The sequence below is a fragment of the Sphingomonas sp. SUN019 genome, from assembly GCF_024758705.1.
Taxonomy (GTDB): domain Bacteria; phylum Pseudomonadota; class Alphaproteobacteria; order Sphingomonadales; family Sphingomonadaceae; genus Sphingomonas.
This window is the reverse complement of record NZ_CP096971.1, coordinates 2,375,199-2,394,151: the sequence shown is the minus strand read 5'-3', so window position 1 is coordinate 2,394,151 and position 18,953 is coordinate 2,375,199. Positions and strand designations below refer to the sequence as shown.

The window sequence follows — 18,953 nt, the reverse complement described above, 5'->3', positions numbered from 1 at the left end:
CGATGATCGAGCGGCGACCATCGGTCCAGGTGGACGAGGCGAGCGTGCGAAATGCGCGTCCGGGCGATCGTGCGCGGATCGAGCGCGCGCTGGAATCGGCGTCCCCCGCGGCGACCGCGGTGCCCGCGCGCGCGCTGTTGCTGATCCGGCATCTGCGCGTCGAAACGCCGCTCGGCCGCGGCGACGGCGCGCGCTTCGCCGCCGAGCTGGTCGACCGGGTTCGCGCGGCGAAGGTCGGCGCGGGGCGCGGCGCGCCGAACAGCGCGGGCGACGTCTATTTCGAGGACGACGTCGCGCTGGAGATCGCGCTGGTCCGTGCATGGCTCGGCGGAGCGCCATTGCCCGCGGTGCTTCGCGACGCTTTGCCCGATGGTGCGACCCCGGTCCTGCGGTGGCGAAAGCGAATTTTCGGCGACGGCCAATTGTCGCCGCGGCTGATCGTCGCATTGGCCGATGAAGGGCTGGCGTCCGCGTGGTTCGACCGCTTCGACGACCACGAACTGGTCGCCGCGGCGGATACGATCCTGCGGGCGCACGGCGCGCCGTTCGCCGGCGTCGAGACACGATTGAAACTAGGCCGCAGTGTTGCGTCACGCGGGCGCGTTCCACCGTCCGCCATCCCGGCGGCCATCGCCGAGGCGATGACGATCGCGCGCCGCTTTGCCGATCGCCCGGCCGCGCGGCGATTGATCGCCATCGCGCTGGTCGCGGCGCGGCGTCCCGAATTGGTGGCGGACGACAATTTGCAGGTTGCGCTCGCCGCGCTCCCCACCGCCACGCCCGCGCCGTCGCGACGCGGGCTGCAAGCGGAACAGGTCAGGGTCGATACCAACCCCCGGCCCGGCGCGGAACCATCCGAACCTGCACGACCCGCGCCCGTCGTCGATGATCGCGCCCCCGACGCCCCCCGCGGCCGATCCGCGCGACGCATCGCCCCGGTTCCCCCGCTCGCCGCTGCAACACCGGCGTTACCGGCCGAAGCTCCGTTGGGCCCGGCCCCATCAATGCGCCCGATCGACAGCGGCTTTGCGGGCATGTTCTTCCTGCTGAACGTCTTCGTCGCGCTCGGCCTGTACGGAAATGCGGTCGATCCGGCGGGGCGGGTGCGGGGGCTGTCGCCGTTCGCGCTGCTGCTGCTGCTCGGACGCCGCTGGTTCGGCGACGGATTCCTGACCGATCCGATCGCGCGGGTGCTGCGCGATCTGGCGGGCCTCGCGCCGCACGAGCGTATCGCGCAGGACTTCACGGCCCCCGCATGGAAAGCGCCCGCCCGTTGGCTTGCGCCGTGGCCACGGACCCGCGCGCGGATCGTCGAACGCGCCGCGGGAACGACCCGCTGGCATCCGGCGGGTTTCCCGATCGCCGACCGCTGGCGCGTCGCGCGGTCGCCCGCGTGGCTGCGGCGGCGCTGGGTCGCGTGCCTCGCCAGCTATCTCGAAGCGCGGCTCACGCGTGCGCTGGGCGTCGCGGACAAGACGGCGGCGCTGCGCATCGTGGCGCGCGCACACGGCAGGATCACGATCGACGGCGATGCGCTCGAGATCGCCTTCACGCTCGACGATCATCCGCTGTCGCTGCGGCTCGCCGGGCTGGACCGCGACCCCGGCTGGATTCCCGCCGCCGGGCGCAGCATCCGGTTCCGGTTCGCATGAGCGCCCCCCCCTTCCCGCGCGACGCCGCGACCCATGTGCGCCTCGCGCTGCTCGGCATCGGCGCGACGCTGGCCGAGCGGATCGGGGACGAAGCACCGGCGTGGCTGCACGATTACGCGGCCGAGATCGCGGCGCTGAACGGCGCCCCCTCGACCGTCACCGACTGGCGTGCCAGCGTCGCACATTGGGCCGAAGACGCGCCGGACCTTCCGCTGCGCCGGCTAAGCGCGGCGCTGGACGACGATCTGGCGATCGATCTGCTGCTGACGATCGGACTGGCGGCGGAGGATGCGCGGATCGCCGCGCTTCTGGGCGACGAGGATCGGCTGACGATCGGCACGCTCGTCGCGCTGTGGCGGGGGAACGGCGAGCGTGACGATCCGGCCGCGGTGCGCCGCGCGGCGCACCGCCTGATCGTGAGCGGACTGGTCGGCGTCGCCAACAAGGACGCGCCGCGGTTCGACTGGCGGCTGGCGATCCCGGCCTGCATCTGGGATGCGATCGCGGGCGAGGCCGCGCCGCCAGCCAGTTGCGCGCTGACCATGCCGCGCGACCTGCCCGCGCTGGACGATCTGGTCGCGTCCGCGCCGTTGATCGCGCGGGCGCAGGCGTTGGGGGCGGCCCTTGCGCAGGACCCGACGCTCGCGCTGCTGGTGCGTGGTCCGGCGCGCAATGGCCGCACCGCCGTGGCGGGGGCGCTGGCGAGAAGCCTCGCCCGGCCGCTCCTGCGGGTCGATGCGGAAACGATCGCCGACGCAACGGCATGGCGCGAGGTCGGCGTGTTGGCGTTCCTGCACGACGCGGTCGTCGCGGTCGCAGCCGCGATCGGGCCGGGGGAGACCGTCGACATCCCCGGCTTCGGGATCGAACCGGCGCGGCTGATCGTGATCGCCGGGACGAACGGCGGCGTGCGGCTCGGCGACCGGCCGCAGGTGACGCTAACCATTCCCGCACCATCGCGCACCGAACGCGCGGCGCACTGGCGCGCCGCGCTGCCCGATCTCAACCCGGACGCCGCCGACGCGCTGGCCGCCGCGTTCCGCCTGACCGGCGGCGCGATCCGGCGCGCGGCGACCGGCGCTCGGCTGATCGCCGGGCAGGCGGGGCGGAGCGTGATCGAACGCGGCGACGTCCGTCTCGCATTGCGCGACCTGCAGGACAGCAGCCTGGAGACGATCGCCACGCGCGTCGACACCGGCGACCGGCCCGAATTTCTCGCGTTGGAGTCGGTCGCGCAGGACGAAATCGCCGCGCTGGCGATCCGCTGCCGCAACCGCGAGGCGCTGGGCGATCACGCCGGTCCCGGTCCCGGCGCGGTCGGCGTCCGCGCCTTGTTCTCCGGGCCGTCGGGCGCGGGCAAGACGCTCGCCGCGCGGCGGCTGGCGCACGATCTGGCGCGCGACATCTGGCGCATCGACTTGGCCGCGACGGTCAGCAAATATATCGGCGAGACCGAAAAGGCGCTCGACCGCGCGTTCGCCGCGGCGGAGGAACTCGATACGATCCTGCTGCTCGACGAAGGCGATGCGCTGATGGCGCGGCGTACCGACGTCGGCAATGCGAACGACCGCTACGCCAATCTCGAGACCAATTTCCTGCTCCAGCGGATCGAGAGCTTCTCGGGCATCCTGATCGTCACGACCAACGCCGCCGACCGGATCGACAAGGCGTTCCAGCGGCGGATGGACGTGGTGGTGCCGTTCCGCGCGCCCGACGAACTGCGGCGCTATGAGATACTGGAACATCATCTGGGCGATCACCGCGCCAGCGACGATCTGGTCCAGGAAATCGCGGTGCGCTGCGCCTTGTCGGGCGGACAGTTGCGCAACGTCGCGCTGCACGCGCGGCTGCTCGCGCTAGACGGCGGCTGCGCGATCGGCGACGATCTGCTACGCCGCGCGGTGTTCCGCGAATATCGCAAGCTGGACGCGCATTGCCCGTTGAAGCCCTTGCTCTCGGCGGTCGGCTGACATGGCCGCGGCCGCCGCCCGCCTGAGCGCCACGGCGGAAACGGCGCGCTCCCCCGACCCCGGCCGCACACACCGCCGCGTCCAGACAGCGCTCAAGATTTCCCACCCGAACGACGCCTCCGAACGCGAGGCGGAATCGACCGCGCGCACCGTGATGACGATGCCCGGCCCGGTGGTGGCCCCGCGCGAACGGGTGTCGATCCTCGCCGCCCGCGCGCCCGCCGCCGCCGCCGCCAAGCCGCGGCCCGACGAAACATCCCCCGCGTTGACCGCCGCGATCGAGGCGCAACGCGGCGGCGGCCGCGCACTATCGGCCGACACGCGCAGCTTCATGGAGCCGCGCTTCAAGGCCGATTTCTCGGGCGTGCGCATCCACACCGACGGGCGCGCGGAAAACCTCGCCACGCGGCTCGGCGCGCGCGCCTTCACTTATGGCCGCGACATCTTCTTCAACGCCAGCGCCTATCAGCCCGACACGCCCGAAGGCATGGAGCTGATCGCGCACGAGCTGACCCACACGATCCAGCAGCGCGAAGTCGTCCAGCGCGAGGTGATCGTCGCCCAGCGCACCGGCCCGCAGGTGCAGCGCGGCATTATCAGCGAGGCGCTGGACTGGATCGCCGACAAGGCGAACATGATCCCCGGCTTCCGGCTGTTCACGATCGTCATCGGGCGCAACCCGATCAACATGGAAAAGGTCGCGCGCAGCGGGGCGAACATCCTGCGCGCGCTGATCGAATTCATCCCCGGCGGCGGGTTGATCGTGCAGGCGCTGGAAAATCACGGCATCTTCGAAAAGGGCGGCAAGTTCATCGAGGAGCAGTTCGCCGCCTTGGGCGATCTGGGCGCGGCGATGCGCGATGCGCTGATGGAATTCATCGATTCGCTCGGCTGGCGCGACATCTTCCGGCTCGGCAGCCTGTGGAGCCGCGCCAAGCGCATCTTCAGCGTGCCGGTCGACAAGGCGATCGATTTCGGGCGCAACCTGGTCACCGGCATCGCGAAGATCGTCAAGGACGCGATCATCAAGCCGCTCGGCCGCTGGGCCGCGTCGAACATCCCGCACTGGGATCTGCTGGTCGGCGTGTTCGGCAAGAACCCGATCTCCGACGAAGGCGAAAGCCCGGCGTCGGCGCTGATCGGCGGCTTCATGAAGCTGATCGGGCAGGAGGAAATCTGGGAGAACATCAAGAAGGGCAACGCCGTCGCCAAGGCGTGGGCGTGGTTCCAGGGGGCGATGAAGGGCGCGCTGTCGCTGGTCACCTCGATCCCCGGCCGCGTGATGGACGTGATCCGGTCGCTGACCATCTTCGACATCGTCACCATCGCCGGCGCGTTCAAGAAGATCTTCGGCGCGTTCGCCAGCTTCGTCGGCGATTTCTTCCGCTGGGCCGGCGGCACGGTGTTCGCGCTGCTGGAAATCATCCTGTCGGTCGTCGCGCCGACGATGGTGCCGTATCTGAAGAAGGCGGGCGCCGCCTTCAACATCATCATCAAGGCGCCCGGCACGTTCATCGCGACATTGGTCGCGGCGGGCAAGATGGGCTTCAACCTGTTCAAGAAGAACATCGTCGCGCACCTGAAACGCGGGCTGATCGACTGGCTGCTGGGGTCGCTGGCGGGCGCGAACCTCTACATCCCGAAGAGTTTCGAGCTGCGCGAATTGCTGAAATTCGGACTGTCGGTGGTCGGGCTGACGTGGGCCAACGTCCGCGGCAAATTGGTGAAGGCGACCAACGAAACCGTCGTCAGCGCGCTCGAGGAAGGGTTCGACATCGTCAAGACCCTGGTCACCGAGGGCCCCGCCGCGGCGTGGCAGCAATTGCTGGAGAACCTGTCCAACCTGAAGTCGATGGTGATGGACGCCATCATGGATTACGTGAAACAGAAGGTGATCGAGGCCGCGATCGAAAAGGTCGTGTCGATGCTGAACCCGGCGGGCGCGTTCATCCAGGCGATCCTCGCCATCTACCGCACCATCACCTTCATCGTCGACAAGCTGAAACAGATCGGCGCGCTGGTGGCGGCGTTCATCGACGGCGTTTCGGCGCTGGCGCGCGGCCTGATCGCGCCCGCCGCCACGCGCGTCGAAACCGTGCTGGCGACCGGCCTGTCGCTCGCCATCAGCTTCCTCGCCAGCTTCGCCGGGCTCGGCAACGTCAGCAAGAAGGTGATCGAGATCGTCAACAAGATCCGCGCGCCCGTCGACAAGGCGCTCGACAAGGTGGTGGACTGGATCGTCGCGCAGGCGCGCAGGGCGGGGCGGTTTGTTGCGCAAGTCGGCGTGCCGCATGACCCGAACGAAAGGCTGAAGCTTGCCGGCAAAGCGGCGATTCTGGCAGCGAAGAACCTCAGCGGCGCTTACACCGTCGGCGCGCTGAATCTGGCGTTCGCGGCGATCCGCACGCGATACGGACTGACGTCGATCGCAGCCCTGGAGCGGGGCGGTGAATGGTCGGTGCGCGCAAGCATCAATCCCGAGATGATGTTCGACCTGCCCCGGCGTACCGAGCCGGGCGCGGAAAGATGGATCGCGGATCGTCTGCTGCAGGCTGCACGGACACAACTTCGACTGCTCGGCCGAGCCGATACGATCGCGCGCGTCGAGGCGATACTGACGCGAGCCCTGACCATGATTCCGAACATCCCAAGGGGCTCCCGCCTTGAGGTTGTCGCTGATTCGTCGGGTTCCGGTACGGTTTATGTCCATCTGGCGGAGACGCCGCCGCGCCGGGTGCTGGTCGGCCGTGTCATCGCACCGAATGCCGGTTTCGCCGACATCGCGAACCCCGACGCCCGTGGCGTTGCATCGTGCGCCCGCCATATTCGGACGCGGATGGTGGTGGTGAAGGACGCGCGCGGCGGCTTCCTCGGGCCGAAGGTCGTTCGCGATATCTCGGGTGACGACGCCCGACGCATCAACGCAGGACAGTCGATGCTGCCGAAGGAACCTGTGTCACGGGCGACGATGCTGCAGCATACCGAAGGCGTGAGTTCCAATTTCATATCGACCAGCCGCGTGCAGCGCGATGAGTTGATCCGTAGCGGGTCGCGCGATCCGTCGACAGGCCGCTATCGCGTATTCTTCAATCCACGGACCGGGCGCGTCGAGATCAATCTGTTCCGGATCAAATCCGCCGACATTATTGATCTGAGCAATCGCGTCGCACAGGAACATTGGGGAATTCACAGCGACTCGCCCGGCCCTGCTCAACAGCAGGCCATGCTCGATACGGTGCGCACGATGGAAGTCCTGGTCCGCGGCGAAATTCCTTCACACGCCATCAGGTATCTCGGCGCGCCGCGTCGCCCTCCGCAAGACGATCCCGTGAGGTGGCCATGACTGGCCCACAGCCCGTGCCCGGTCTGTATATGACTGCAGCCTGGCCTTCGGTAGCGGCCGATCTGCAGGCGACGATCCGCGCCACGGCATCCGACAAGGACGAGTTGCGCACAAGGGCATGGAACGTCTTGCTCGACGAAGCTGATCCGACGGCGATCGCGCTCGCGTTGGATATTGCGGTGGACGGGGCTGCTCAGGCGCGAATGGGTCAGCCGGACGGATGGGACGCGCGGATGGCGCACCGTGCCGCATGGCTCCTGCTGTCCAGCTCACCGATCGGCGGATCGGGTCGATTTGGGGACGTTCTGCACGATGCGTCACATGTCGTCGCAGTGCGAACGCTCGCCTGGATCGCTGATCCGGGGGATGCGGCCAGACTGGCGCGACTACCTGGCCGATCAGGATGGAGCGGGGAGCTGACCCGAGCCTGGATCGCCGCCTCCAGTAGCATCCTGGTCGGCGCTGACGTAGCCGCGGCGAAGCACCTGAAGCACCCACTCCTGTCGCTCGCAGAGGACCAGGCGATGACGCCCCTGGTCAAAACCGAAGCAATTTCGGCATTGTTTCACGCCTTCGACGCAGAAGTTGCAAGTCGCCTGCACGCCATACTCGAAACGTCGCGCGATGACGCCGCGATCGAGGCCGCAGCGGTTCTCGGATCGCACGGGGCGCTGACCGACGCCGAGAAACGGACAATCGCTTCGTGGCTCGCGGCGGACGACGTCAGGGGACATCTTGCCATTCGCAGCGCTGACCTGATGCGCGCGCTGGACCCTTGAGCAGATGGATTTCCTCTTCCCCCGCGTCTCCGCGATCATGCCGACCGCCGACCGGCGGCGGTTCGTGCCCGCGGCGATCGCGCAGTTTCTAGCGCAGGGGCGCGACGACGCCGAACTCGTCATCCTTGACGACGGAGCCGATCGCATCGCCGATCTCATCCCCGGCGACCCGCGCATCCTCTATCACCGCGAGGAGCGCCGCCGGGTGCTGGGCGACAAGCGCAACCGGCTGTGCGAGCTGGCGCGTGGTGAGATCATCCTGCACTGGGACGACGACGACTGGCACGCGCCGGACCGCATCGCGCAGCAGGTCGCCGCGCTCGCCGCGACCGGCGCGGACATCGCCGGGCTCGACCGCATCACCTTCCTGTCGGACGATGGCGCACGCGCGTGGGAGTATCGCTGGCAGGGGCATGGCCGGTGGCTGTACGGCGCGACGCTCGCCTATCGCCGCGATTACTGGCGCCGGCGGCGCTTCCCCGCAATCCGCGCGGGCGAGGACACGCGCTTCGTGCTCGACGCGCGCGATGCGCATATCCATGCGATGCCCGTCACCGACTGGCTGATCGCGCGGGTGCACGGCGGCAACACCAGCCCGAAACGGGTCGACGGCGGTTACTGGACCGAGCGCGCGTCGGGGCCGCTGATCGACCGCATCGCGGGCTGGTCGTCCAGCCCGCCCGATCGACGCCCGCCGCTCGCCAACGTCTATGCCTTGCTGGCGCACGAGCGGCCCGAATGCGTCGTCGATCTGGTCCGCAACCTGCGCTGTCACGACGCCACGTCGCCGATCCTGCTGTACGACGGCAGCCCCGGCGGCGGGTTGATCGATCCGCGGCTGCCATGGGCGCGCTGGGGCGTGGAGATCGTGCCCGGCGCACGACCGATGCGATGGGGCGCGCTGCACGGCTTCGCGCTCGATTGCATCGCGCACCTCGGCACGCGCCCCTATGACGCGCTGACGATCGTCGATTCCGATCAGGTGATGCTGCGCGGCAATTATCCCGGCTTCCTCGCCGCGCACGGCGGGGTCGCCGGACTGCTGTCGAGCGATGCACGGCCGCAGGGTGCGGGCACGCGCATCCCGCCCGCCGCCACCGCGCAGGCCGAGCGCGCCTTGTGGCGACCCTTCCTCGATCGCTTCCGGGGCGGGGAGGCGGCGTTCGTGCACTGGACCTTCTGGCCCGGCACGGTGATCGGGGCCGATTGCGCGCGCGCGATCGCCAGGCTGTTCGGCGATCCACAATTGCAGGCGATCCTGGCGATGTCGCGGCTGTGGGCGACCGAGGAAATCCTGTTCCCCACGCTCGCCCGGCTGCTCGGCTATCCTGTGGCGCAGAACCCCTGCCGCGGCGACTGGACGCAATATCGCCGGCGGTGGAGCACGCACGATCTGGATAGCGCGCGCGCCGACGTGCGGACGTTCTGGATGCATCCGGTGAACCGCGCGCTCGACGACCCGCTCCGCCGCCATCTTCGCGCGCAGTGCAATCAGTACCGCACCGCGCCCGCCGCGCCGCTGCCCGCTCCCGATGCGGAGGATGCGCGGATACTGGCCGAAATGCGCGCTCTGCCCGGCTGGCTGAGCGAGGTGGAGGCGACCGCACTGCTGACCGCCGCGCGCCACGCGCTGTCGCGACCCGGCGCGGCCGGCCATATCGTCGAGATCGGCAGCCATTGCGGCAAGGCGACGGTCCTGCTCGGCCGCGCCGCGCAGACCGCCGCGATCGAGGCGCGCGTCACCGCGATCGACCGTTTCGACGGCGTGACCGGCAGCCGCGAGGACGTACTGGCGCACGACGCGGTGACGCGCGGCCGGTTCGACCAGATGCTCACCGGGTCCGGCCTCGGGCCGTGGGTCGCGGCGCGCACCGGGGAGGCGAGCGAGATGGCGACGGCGCACCCGGTCGACCTGCTGGTGATCGACGGCCTGCACGATTACCCCGCTGTCGCGAGCGATTTCGCCGCGTTCGAAGGCGTGCTGACCGCCGCCGCGCGCGTCGCCTTCCACGATTATGCCGATTATTTCCCCGGCGTCGTCGCCTTCGTCGACGAACTGGTCGCGACCGGCGCGTGGGAGGTCGAGGTGGCGGCCGAAACGCTCCGCATCCTGCGCCGCCGCGCGGCGACGATAGAGGACGCGCAGCGCGAGACCGACGAACAGGCCGCGTGACCACGCCCGACCTCCTCCGCCCCCTCGCGATCCTGGCGGCGATGCGCGATATTCCCGGCTGGCTGGAGGATGACGAGGCCGAGTTGCTGATCGCCGCCGCCGCGCACGTCACGCGCGGCGGGGGCGCGCGGCGGCTGGTCGAGATCGGCAGCTATCAGGGCCGCTCGACGATTGTCCTCGCCGCGACGATCCGCGCGCTGTCCCCGGATTCGCGCGTCTTCGCGATCGATCCGCACGAGGGGACGGTCGGCTCGGCCGACGCGCGGCTCAACCACGGATCGCCGACCTTCGACGCGTTCGTCGCCAACATCGCCGCGGCCGGTGTCGCGGCGTTCGTCGAGCCGGTCCGCTCTTTGTCTTACGAAGCGCGATGGAACGACACCATCGACCTGCTGTTCATCGACGGCCTGCACGACCGGTTCAACGTCGAACGCGACTATCGCCATTTCGCGCGCTTCCTGAACCCGGACGCGATCGTGCTGTTCCACGATTACGCAGCCTATTATCCGGGCGTCGTCGCGTTCGTCGACACGCTGGTCGCGCAAGAGGGTTGGTCCATCGCCGCCCACGCGGGCAGCATGGTCATGCTCTATCGCGGCGCGTGAGCACTCAATCGCCCACCGTCAGCACGATCTTGCCGACATGCTCCCCCGCCTCCATCCGGCGATGCGCATCCGCAGCCTCCGCCAGCGGATAGGTCCGGTCGATCGCCGGTTTCAGCCGCCCGGCCACGACATGCGGCCAGACGATGCGCGACAGTTCGTCAGCGACCATCGCCTTGAACCCGTTGTCGCGCGCGCGCAGCGTCGATCCGGTCAGCGTCAGGCGGCGGCGCATCACCTCGAACACCGGAATCGTCGCCATCGCCCCGCCCTGCACCGCGATCGATACGTGCCGCCCGTCGTCGGCCAGGCATTGCAGATTACGCGCGACATACTCGCCACCAACCATGTCGAGCACCGCCGCGCAGCCCTTGCCGCCGGTGATCTCCTTCACCCGCGCGACGAAATCCTCCGATCTGTAGTTGATCGCGTGATCCGCCCCCAACGCCTTCGCCGCGGCGCATTTCTCGTCCGATCCGGCGGTCACGATGATCGTCAGCCCGAATATGTTGGCGAGCGCAATCGCCATCGTCCCGATGCCGCTCGTCCCGCCGTGCACCAGCACGGTGTCGCCCTCGACCGCAAAGGCGCGCTCGAACAGGTTTGTCCACACGGTGAACAAGGTCTCAGGCAGCGCCGCCGCCTCGATCATGCTCAGCGCCTCGGGCACCGGCAGGCACGATCCCACCGGCGCGACGGCATATTCGGCATAAGCCCCGCCCGCGACCAGGGCGCACACCGGCTGTCCCAGCATCTCGCCGCCAACGCCCGCGCCGACCGCGGCGATCGTCCCCGCCAGTTCCAGCCCCAAAATGGACGGCGCGCCCGGCGGCGGGGGATAGCCGCCCTTGCGCTGCAGCACGTCTGGCCGGTTGACCCCGGCAGCAGCGACGCGGATCAGCACTTCGCCCTCGCCCGGCGCAGGCGTCGGCCGTCCGACCGCCACCAATACCTCCGGCCCGCCGGCAACCTCGGGATCGATCGCCTGCATCGTCGCCGGTAACTCGGTCATTGGCAGCCCCCCGTTCGCCGCAATTCGCTGGGCGCTTATTGACTTCGCACCTGCAGCGGTCAACGCTGCGTATCGTGGACCTGGACGATATCCTGGGGCCTCGGCCCGACGATCCCCTGCCCGCCTTGCTGCGCGAGGATCTCGATCGCCTGTCGGTCGCCGAACTCGAGGCTCGCGTCCGTGCGCTGGAAAGCGAGATCGAGCGCACCCGACGAAAAATTGAAGGCGCCGTTAACCATCGCGCAAGCGCTGATCAGTTATTCAAGTCGTGAACGCTGGTGCATCGGTCCAGCGAGCACATCGCCACCGGTGCGAAGCCCCAGCGCTTGATGCGGGGCCATCCAATTCCGACATAGTTGGAAAGGGCCACGCGTCGTTATGCGGCCCGACAGGAGTAACGTAAATGCCTTCCTTCGCCAGCGCCCTCGAATCCACGCTGCACAAGGCGCTCGAGGCCGCATCCTCGCGCCGTCACGAATATGCGACGCTCGAACACCTCCTGCTCGCGCTGATCGACGACGAACACGCCAGCCAGGTGATGGCCTCCTGCGGGGTCGACACGGGCGAGCTGAAATCGACCGTTGCGCATTACCTCGACACCGAACTCGGCGCGCTAAAGGTCGAGGCGCAGACCGATCCGTCACCCACCAGCGGCTTCCAGCGTGTCGTTCAGCGCGCGATCCTGCACGTCCAGTCGTCGGGCCGCGACGAGGTGACCGGCGCGAACGTGCTGGTGGCGCTGTTCAGCGAACGCGAAAGCTACGCCGTCTATTTCCTGCAGCAGCAGGACATGAGCCGCCTGGATGCGGTCAGCTTCATCAGCCACGGCGTCGGCAAGGGCAACCAGCCGACCGAAGCCGCCACGCCGAAGGGCGCCGAGGAAGAGAAGAAGGAAAAGGCCACGGACAAGGGCAAGGGCGAAAGCGCGCTCAAGCAATTTTGCGTCGACCTCAACGAAAAGGCGAAGGCCGGGAAGGTCGATCCGCTGATCGGCCGCGGGCCGGAGGTCGACCGCACGGTGCAGATCCTGTGCCGCCGGTCGAAGAACAACCCGCTCTACGTCGGCGATCCCGGCGTGGGTAAGACCGCGATCGCCGAAGGCCTCGCGCGGAAGATCGTCGAGGGCGACGTGCCCGAGGTGCTGTTGCCTGCCGTCATCTACTCGCTCGACATGGGCGCGCTCCTCGCGGGCACGCGCTATCGCGGCGATTTCGAGGAGCGGCTGAAACAGGTCGTCAACGAACTCGAAAAGCTGCCGCACGCGGTGCTGTTCATCGACGAGATCCACACCGTGATCGGCGCAGGCGCAACCAGCGGCGGCGCGATGGACGCGTCGAACCTGCTGAAACCTGCGCTGTCGGGCGGCACGATCCGTTGCATCGGTTCGACCACCTACAAGGAATTCCGCAACCACTTCGAAAAGGACCGCGCTCTCCTGCGCCGGTTCCAGAAGATCGACGTCAACGAACCGACGATCGAGGACACGATCAAGATCCTCGCGGGCCTCCGCTCAGCTTTCGAGGATCACCACAAAGTGAAATACACTCCCGACGCGATCAAGTCGGCGGTGGAACTCAGCGCGCGCTACATCAACGACCGCAAATTGCCCGACAAGGCGATCGACGTGATCGACGAAGTCGGCGCGATGCAGATGCTGGTCGCGCCGAACAAGCGCAAGAAGACGATCACGCCCAAGGAGATCGAACAGGTCATCGCCACGATGGCGCGCATCCCGCCGAAAAGCGTGTCGAGCGACGACAAGATGCAGCTCGCGACGCTCGAGACCGACCTGAAGCGCGTCGTGTTCGGGCAGAACAGCGCGATCGAGAAGCTCGCCAGCGCGATCAAGCTCAGCCGTGCGGGCCTGCGCGATCCCGACAAGCCGATCGGCAACTACCTGTTTACCGGCCCGACCGGCGTCGGCAAGACCGAGGTCGCGAAGCAGCTCGCGCTGATCATGGGCATCCCGCTCCAGCGCTTCGACATGAGCGAATATATGGAACGCCACAGCGTCTCGCGGCTGATCGGCGCGCCGCCGGGCTATGTCGGCTACGACCAGGGCGGACTGTTGACCGATGCGGTCGACCAGAACCCGCATTCGGTGCTGCTGCTCGACGAGATCGAGAAGGCGCATCCCGATCTTTTCAACATCCTGTTGCAGGTGATGGACAATGGAAAGCTGACCGACCACCACGGCAAGACGGTCGATTTCAGGAACACGATCCTGATCATGACCACGAACGCCGGCGCGTCCGACATGGCGCGCGAGACGGTCGGCTTCGGCAACCTCACGCGGGAGGGCGAGGACGAACAGGCGGTGCAGAAGATGTTCACGCCGGAATTCCGCAACCGCCTGGATGCGATCGTTCCGTTCGCCTACTTGCCCACCGAGGTCGTCGCGCGGGTGGTGGAGAAGTTCATCCTCCAGCTCGAACTGCAACTCGCCGACCGCAACGTCCACATTGCGCTGGACGACGAATCGAAGGAGTGGCTGACGAAGAAGGGCTATGACAAGCTCTACGGCGCCCGCCCGATGGGCCGCCTGATCCAGGAAAAGATCAAACAGCCGCTGGCCGAGGAACTGCTGTTCGGCAAGCTGGTCCACGGCGGCGAGGTGACGATCAAGCTGAAGGAAAACGCGCTGTCGTTCGAGATCGTCCCCGCAGCACCCAAGAAGCCGAAGAAGAAGGGTGGGAAGACGGAGAAGGTCGAGGCTGGGTAAGTTAGCGATCATTCGTCGATCACGGGTCTGGCGTTGCAACCGTATCCGTGATCGATGCCGTATCGGTTTTCAGGCGAGCACGGAGCGAAGGTCGCTTCTACGGAACAGCTTTAGCTCGGCGCCGGTTGTGGAGGCCATCGAAACTCTCTCAGGCTGGCCGCGTGTTATGAAGCCGCAAATTTCGATGCCGACGTCGATTTTCTCTTCTTCCGGGGTTGATCTGTAGGCCAGATCGGTAGCCTCCATCCGCCCGTCCAGTCCTTCGTCTGACATGCAGGCGATTTTCAACGCTCGATCACCGACCCTTACGGGCGTGGTCAGACTCCAACAAACAAGAATCATTGGTTTCTTTCCATCGCCAAATGGCGTCGATAGCTGTTTGATGAGTTGATTTTCGCCATATAGGCGCAATGCTCCGCGCGACTGTGACATGTTGAGAACGACCCCCACCACTTCACAATTTCTCACATTCCTGACATAGAACGAATCCCCCTCGCTGAGCCTAATGAAGCTTTCCTCACCAAGGGCCGTCTTCCGCACTATCAGCTCTTGCATATTGCGCCGGTAAGCGACCGGAGCATAGTCAAAAGGCGCTACATCATCCAAATTCCGGGAAAGCGAAACAGTTTCAAAGAGCGTAGCTAGTGCTCGAGACAGTACTTTACCTAGAATTTGTGAAGAAAAATGCGTGAGGTGATTTACTCCTTTTATTAAACTATCGGGAGATCGATCAAGTTCTTCAGCAAGCGCCCATGTAAACTCATACCCGTCAAAGTAGGGTAGGCGCATTTTATTACATATATTGATGTAGTTATCGCGTGCAGATGGCACCGATGGCCGTATTTGACCCAAGAGGCCCGACCGCTCCGGCATTAACAGGACAACCGGAATAGCCTTTCTCTCAAAGCACCACCGCGCGTGATCCCGTAGTACCATTTCGGTTGTTTCAATGTCATAGTGACCGCTGTTTAACGCATTTTGCTCGTTAACATTAAGGTCTATTATGAATAAATCGATATTCTCGTTTGATATTTTTGTTCTTCGGAATGGAAGAACAACAGGATGACTTGATCCTAGTGATGCATTTATCGTGATATTTATTCTAGAGTTACCGAGTGTACTTACGTATCCGTAATGCATAACTGAATTTGATGTTCCGATTATAGCAACCGAAACAGGTTTATCGGAACCTATTTTATATCTATTTGATTCATTCTCAATAACATCGCTCGATAGAATCGGAACTTCGACCTTAGCTTTGCTCCATTCGAGAGTTATTGATACTGAGACACGAATATAACGGATGCCCAGCTTACCAGAGAACTGGTATGATCGAGCCACTTGCGAATTATCAAACGACCGATCTGCGTCATGCCATTCCGTCAGATTGCATGATACCGCGCAATCAACTTTAACGTTCTCCGGTAGCCCCGTAATATTTATATCGCTTACCGGATACTCCCACAAAAGGTCGACTATAGCCAAATTGGTTTTCGATTCCGGATACGGAATTACTCGTCGCGATGTAATAAAGGATTGCGGAATGATTTCCTGAATCGGAACAATAGATTTCCCATGCGCAACATCAATTCGGTCGAGGCAATCAGCACCGCTTTGCATCTGCGACCGCTCCCTTGTCACGTCTATGTTCACAATCACAGCCGATCCTCGATACATTGCGCCAGATCGGCTGAGTATCGGTCCGCGCAAAGGCCGACGAGTTGATACGGAACTCGCGGTGCCGCCGCTTCTGAGTGACCGGTGGGACCAACCGCATTGACCGTGGCGTTGCCGATCATCGTCATCGCGCCCGCCTTCGGCCGCTTCTCGTCCGACCCACCACAAGTGACGATCCCCGGTGCGCAGATCGCGTAGCGCCGGTCGGTGTTCGCGTTGACGTACACATTGCGTTCGATCAGCGCCCGCGCGCCGCTGCCGACGAACGTCCCGTAGCTCGCACCCAGCGTGCCGTCCGGACGACGGAAGCGGCGGTAGATGACGACATTGTTGACGAAATGGACGAATGCCAGCCCCGACACGCGCGGATGGCGCTGCCCGGTGTTGAGGAACAGGTTGTTCTGCAGCGTCACCTGTATCCCCTCGTTCCAGCGCCACGGGCGATGCGCATAATCGGGGCATTCGGCGTCCCGCGCGCAATCGGTGGTTCCGATGCCGATCGCCTTGTCGTGGTCGGCGAAGCGGTTGAAGGCGATCGTCACCCGCGTCGCGCTGCCCGCGCGGGGCGCGCGGGTGATGTCGATCAGGCCGTCGCCGCAGCGGGTCAGTTGATTGTAGGCGATCCAGACGCGGTCGCTTTCTCCGCGGACGCTGATGCAATCGCCCTTTTGCGCGGCGGCCGGGCCGATCTGATGGATGCGCAGGCCCAGGATCGCGACGTTCTTCGCATCGACCAGCATCAAGGCCGAATATCGCCCCGCGCTCGTGATCGTCACGCCGCCGCAGCCTCCGTCCAGCGTCAGGTTGGACGGCAGGCGCAACGTCGATTGCAGGTCGATCCGTCGCGCGCCGGCGGGCAGATCGAACATGATCCGGCCACCGCCCGCCGCCGCCGCCGCACGCGCCGCGACACGCAGCGATCCGGCGCCGTTGTCCTTGTCGCTGGTCACTCTGATTTGGGGATAGCCCGCGCCGCCGGTCGTCCCGGCGATCTTCGCGAATCCGCCGATCGCGGCGGTGGGCAATCCGCCCCCGACCTGGCAGCGCAATCGGCTATCGGCAATCTGCCGTTCGGCGGACCGGACGATGGCGACCGCTGGTGCGACGGCTGGCGATTCCACCGCGACCGACGCGGTATGGCCGGTGAGCGCCACGCCCAGCAACAATACGCCCGCCTTCGTCATGCTAATGTCCGTCAACCCGCCCCCGGCCCTAACCGTCCCTGGCCCTTCAGCATTCCGGCGTGATCGTCAAACACTTCGGCTGGGGCGCGAGGATGCCGACCGGACCGTGTCACGCTTTTACCATATCTTCGCACCACCCCGCCTAGACGACCGTCATGCCAAGGGGGATCGCGCAACTGGCCGGGTGGATCGTCGCGCTCGTCGCGGGGCTTCTGGCGTGGTCCGCGCCAGCCGCCGCGCAAAGCGGGCTGGTCGGAACGCCGCTTGCGGTGTGCGTCGCGCCAGTCAGCGCGGGGGACACGCCGGCGCGGATGCTGGCGGCGCGCGGTCGCTTCGACTGCACCACGGCGCAAACCAACTTTGGCCGCGGCGATTATTGGGTCCGCTCGGCCCCCGTCACGATTCGCGATGCCGCGGCGATCCGCACCGCCAGCCTGTGGCAAGACCGGTCGACGCTCTACGTCGCTTATGCCGACGGCGCTCTCTACGCCCGCACGATGGACGGCCGCGGCGCCGCGCGCGCATTGCAGATGGGCGCGATCTTCGAACTGCCGATCCGTCAGCGCGGCGCGCCCGTGGTGCGGCTGCTGTGGCGGGTCGAGGGCGCGGCGAACCTGCGCGGCATCCTGGTCGGCGCGCGCATCGCGACGCCCGCCGACAGCGCACGCGTGAACCTGACGCTCGGCACACTCTATGGCGCGTTCGCCGGGCTCTGCGTCGCGCTATTGGTCTACAACCTGGCACTCTGGGTCGCGCTCAGGCGACGGTTCCAGCTCGCCTATTGCGCGATGGTCGCCTGCCTGCTGCTCTATGCATTGTCCTCGTCGGGGGCGTCGGCCTGGCTATGGCCCGACGTGCCCAACAACGACCGGATGCGCAGCAATTATATGTCGCTCGCGCTGGCCGCGGCGGCGGCGCTGGTCTTCGCGCGCAGCTTTTTCGAATCGTTCGTCTTTCGCGGCTGGCTGGCGCGCGCCAACGACGCCGCGATCTGGTTGCTGATCGGCACGTCGACGTTGTTCGCGTTCGTCGCGCCGTGGCAGATCAGGCTGCTCGACCGCCTCTATGCAGTCAGCTTTCTCGTGCTGATGGCGGTGGCGTTCGCGATCCTGGCGCAGGCATGGCGGCGGCGGAGCAATTTCCTGTGGCTGTTCGCGGTCGCCTGGGCCGCGCCGATCGCGCTGTCGACGCTGCGCGTGGCGGGCAATTTCAATCTGGTGTCGTGGAACTTCCTGCTCGACAATTCGACGATCGCGTCGATGTCGCTGGAGGCGTTGCTGTCCAGCGTCGCGATCGCGTACCGCATCAAGCTGCTGACCCGCGAACGCGACGAGGCGCGCGAAAAGGAGATCGCCGCGCGCCTGTTGGCGGACATCGATCCGCTGACCGGCCTGCTCAACCGCCGCGCGTTCCTGCGCGAGGCGATCGGGCGCGAAGGCGACCAGTTGCTGATCGTCGCCGACATCGATCATTTCAAGCGCGTCAACGACACGCTCGGCCATGATGGCGGGGACGAGGTGCTGCGCGTCGTCGCCCGCGCCTTGCGCATGTCGGTGCCGCCCGGCGCGCTGGTCGCGCGGATCGGCGGCGAGGAATTCGCGATCGTCGTGCCCGATGGCGCTGGCCTGTCGCCGACCGGCATCCTCGACCGTGTCCGCGCCGAACGGATGCCGTTCGACCTGACGGTCACGGTGTCGCTCGGCACCTGCGTCGGCCCGCTCGACACCGAGGCGAACTGGAACGTGATGTACCGCGCAGCCGATCAGGCGCTGTTCGCGGCGAAGGCGGCGGGACGCGACCGGGTGCGTCGCGGCGACCGGCGGATGATCGCCGCCTGAT

The 18,953-nt window shown here is 66.3% G+C and carries 12 protein-coding genes; 9 read left to right on the top strand and 3 right to left on the bottom strand.

The annotated features are described in order from the left end of the window. Nucleotides 1–2: 2 nt before the first annotated feature. The 6 genes from M0208_RS11490 to M0208_RS11465 are packed head-to-tail and all read left to right on the top strand — an operon-like array spanning nt 3 to nt 10,522. Entirely contained in the window at nt 3–1,652 is a 1,650-nt protein-coding gene (locus M0208_RS11490; protein WP_258891836.1) for a hypothetical protein, read from the top strand. Continuing rightward, nucleotides 1,649–3,622, top strand: coding sequence for an ATP-binding protein (locus M0208_RS11485; RefSeq protein WP_258891835.1), 1,974 nt, complete (start codon nt 1,649–1,651; stop codon nt 3,620–3,622). The genes M0208_RS11490 and M0208_RS11485 overlap by 4 nt, the downstream gene beginning before the upstream one ends. Nucleotide 3,623: 1 nt before the next feature. Further along, nucleotides 3,624–6,965 carry a DUF4157 domain-containing protein gene (locus tag M0208_RS11480; protein WP_258891834.1) on the top strand — a complete coding sequence of 1,114 codons (3,342 nt, stop codon included), beginning with the start codon at nt 3,624–3,626 and terminating at the stop codon, nt 6,963–6,965. Between the two features lie 14 nt (nt 6,966–6,979). Beyond that, nucleotides 6,980–7,744, top strand: a complete 765-nt coding sequence (locus M0208_RS11475; RefSeq protein ID WP_258891833.1) for a hypothetical protein — start codon at nt 6,980–6,982, stop codon at nt 7,742–7,744. Nucleotides 7,745–7,748: 4 nt separating this feature from the next. After that, nucleotides 7,749–9,917, top strand: coding sequence for a glycosyltransferase (locus tag M0208_RS11470; protein WP_258891832.1), 2,169 nt, complete (start codon nt 7,749–7,751; stop codon nt 9,915–9,917). After that, nucleotides 9,914–10,522, top strand: a complete 609-nt coding sequence (locus tag M0208_RS11465) for a class I SAM-dependent methyltransferase (RefSeq protein WP_258891831.1) — start codon at nt 9,914–9,916, stop codon at nt 10,520–10,522. The genes M0208_RS11470 and M0208_RS11465 overlap by 4 nt, the downstream gene beginning before the upstream one ends. 4 nt (nt 10,523–10,526) lie before the next feature. Here M0208_RS11465 and M0208_RS11460 read toward each other — a convergent pair whose 3' ends face one another. Continuing rightward, nucleotides 10,527–11,531, bottom strand: coding sequence for an NAD(P)H-quinone oxidoreductase (locus M0208_RS11460; RefSeq protein ID WP_258891830.1), 1,005 nt, complete (start codon nt 11,529–11,531; stop codon nt 10,527–10,529). A gap of 74 nt (nt 11,532–11,605) precedes the next feature. Between M0208_RS11460 and M0208_RS11455 the strand changes: the two genes are divergently transcribed. Both M0208_RS11455 and clpA read left to right on the top strand, forming a co-directional pair. Further along, on the top strand, nt 11,606–11,803 hold the full coding sequence (locus M0208_RS11455; RefSeq protein WP_258891829.1) for a DUF1192 domain-containing protein: 198 nt from the start codon (nt 11,606–11,608) through the stop codon (nt 11,801–11,803). A 131-nt stretch (nt 11,804–11,934) separates the two neighbouring features. After that, entirely contained in the window at nt 11,935–14,253 is a 2,319-nt protein-coding gene (clpA, locus tag M0208_RS11450; protein WP_258891828.1) for an ATP-dependent Clp protease ATP-binding subunit ClpA, read from the top strand. Nucleotides 14,254–14,322: 69 nt separating this feature from the next. On the opposite strand, the gene M0208_RS11445 is transcribed toward clpA, so the two are convergent. After that, nucleotides 14,323–15,873, bottom strand: coding sequence for a hypothetical protein (locus tag M0208_RS11445; protein WP_258891827.1), 1,551 nt, complete (start codon nt 15,871–15,873; stop codon nt 14,323–14,325). Nucleotides 15,874–15,908: 35 nt separating this feature from the next. Continuing rightward, nucleotides 15,909–17,114 (bottom strand): hypothetical protein, encoded by a 1,206-nt coding sequence (locus M0208_RS11440; protein WP_258891826.1) that lies wholly within the window; start codon nt 17,112–17,114, stop codon nt 15,909–15,911. 155 nt (nt 17,115–17,269) lie between these two features. On the opposite strand from M0208_RS11440, the gene M0208_RS11435 reads away from it, so the two are divergent. Further along, nucleotides 17,270–18,952 carry a diguanylate cyclase gene (locus M0208_RS11435; RefSeq protein WP_258891825.1) on the top strand — a complete coding sequence of 561 codons (1,683 nt, stop codon included), beginning with the start codon at nt 17,270–17,272 and terminating at the stop codon, nt 18,950–18,952. The last annotated feature ends 1 nt before the right edge of the window (nt 18,953 follow it).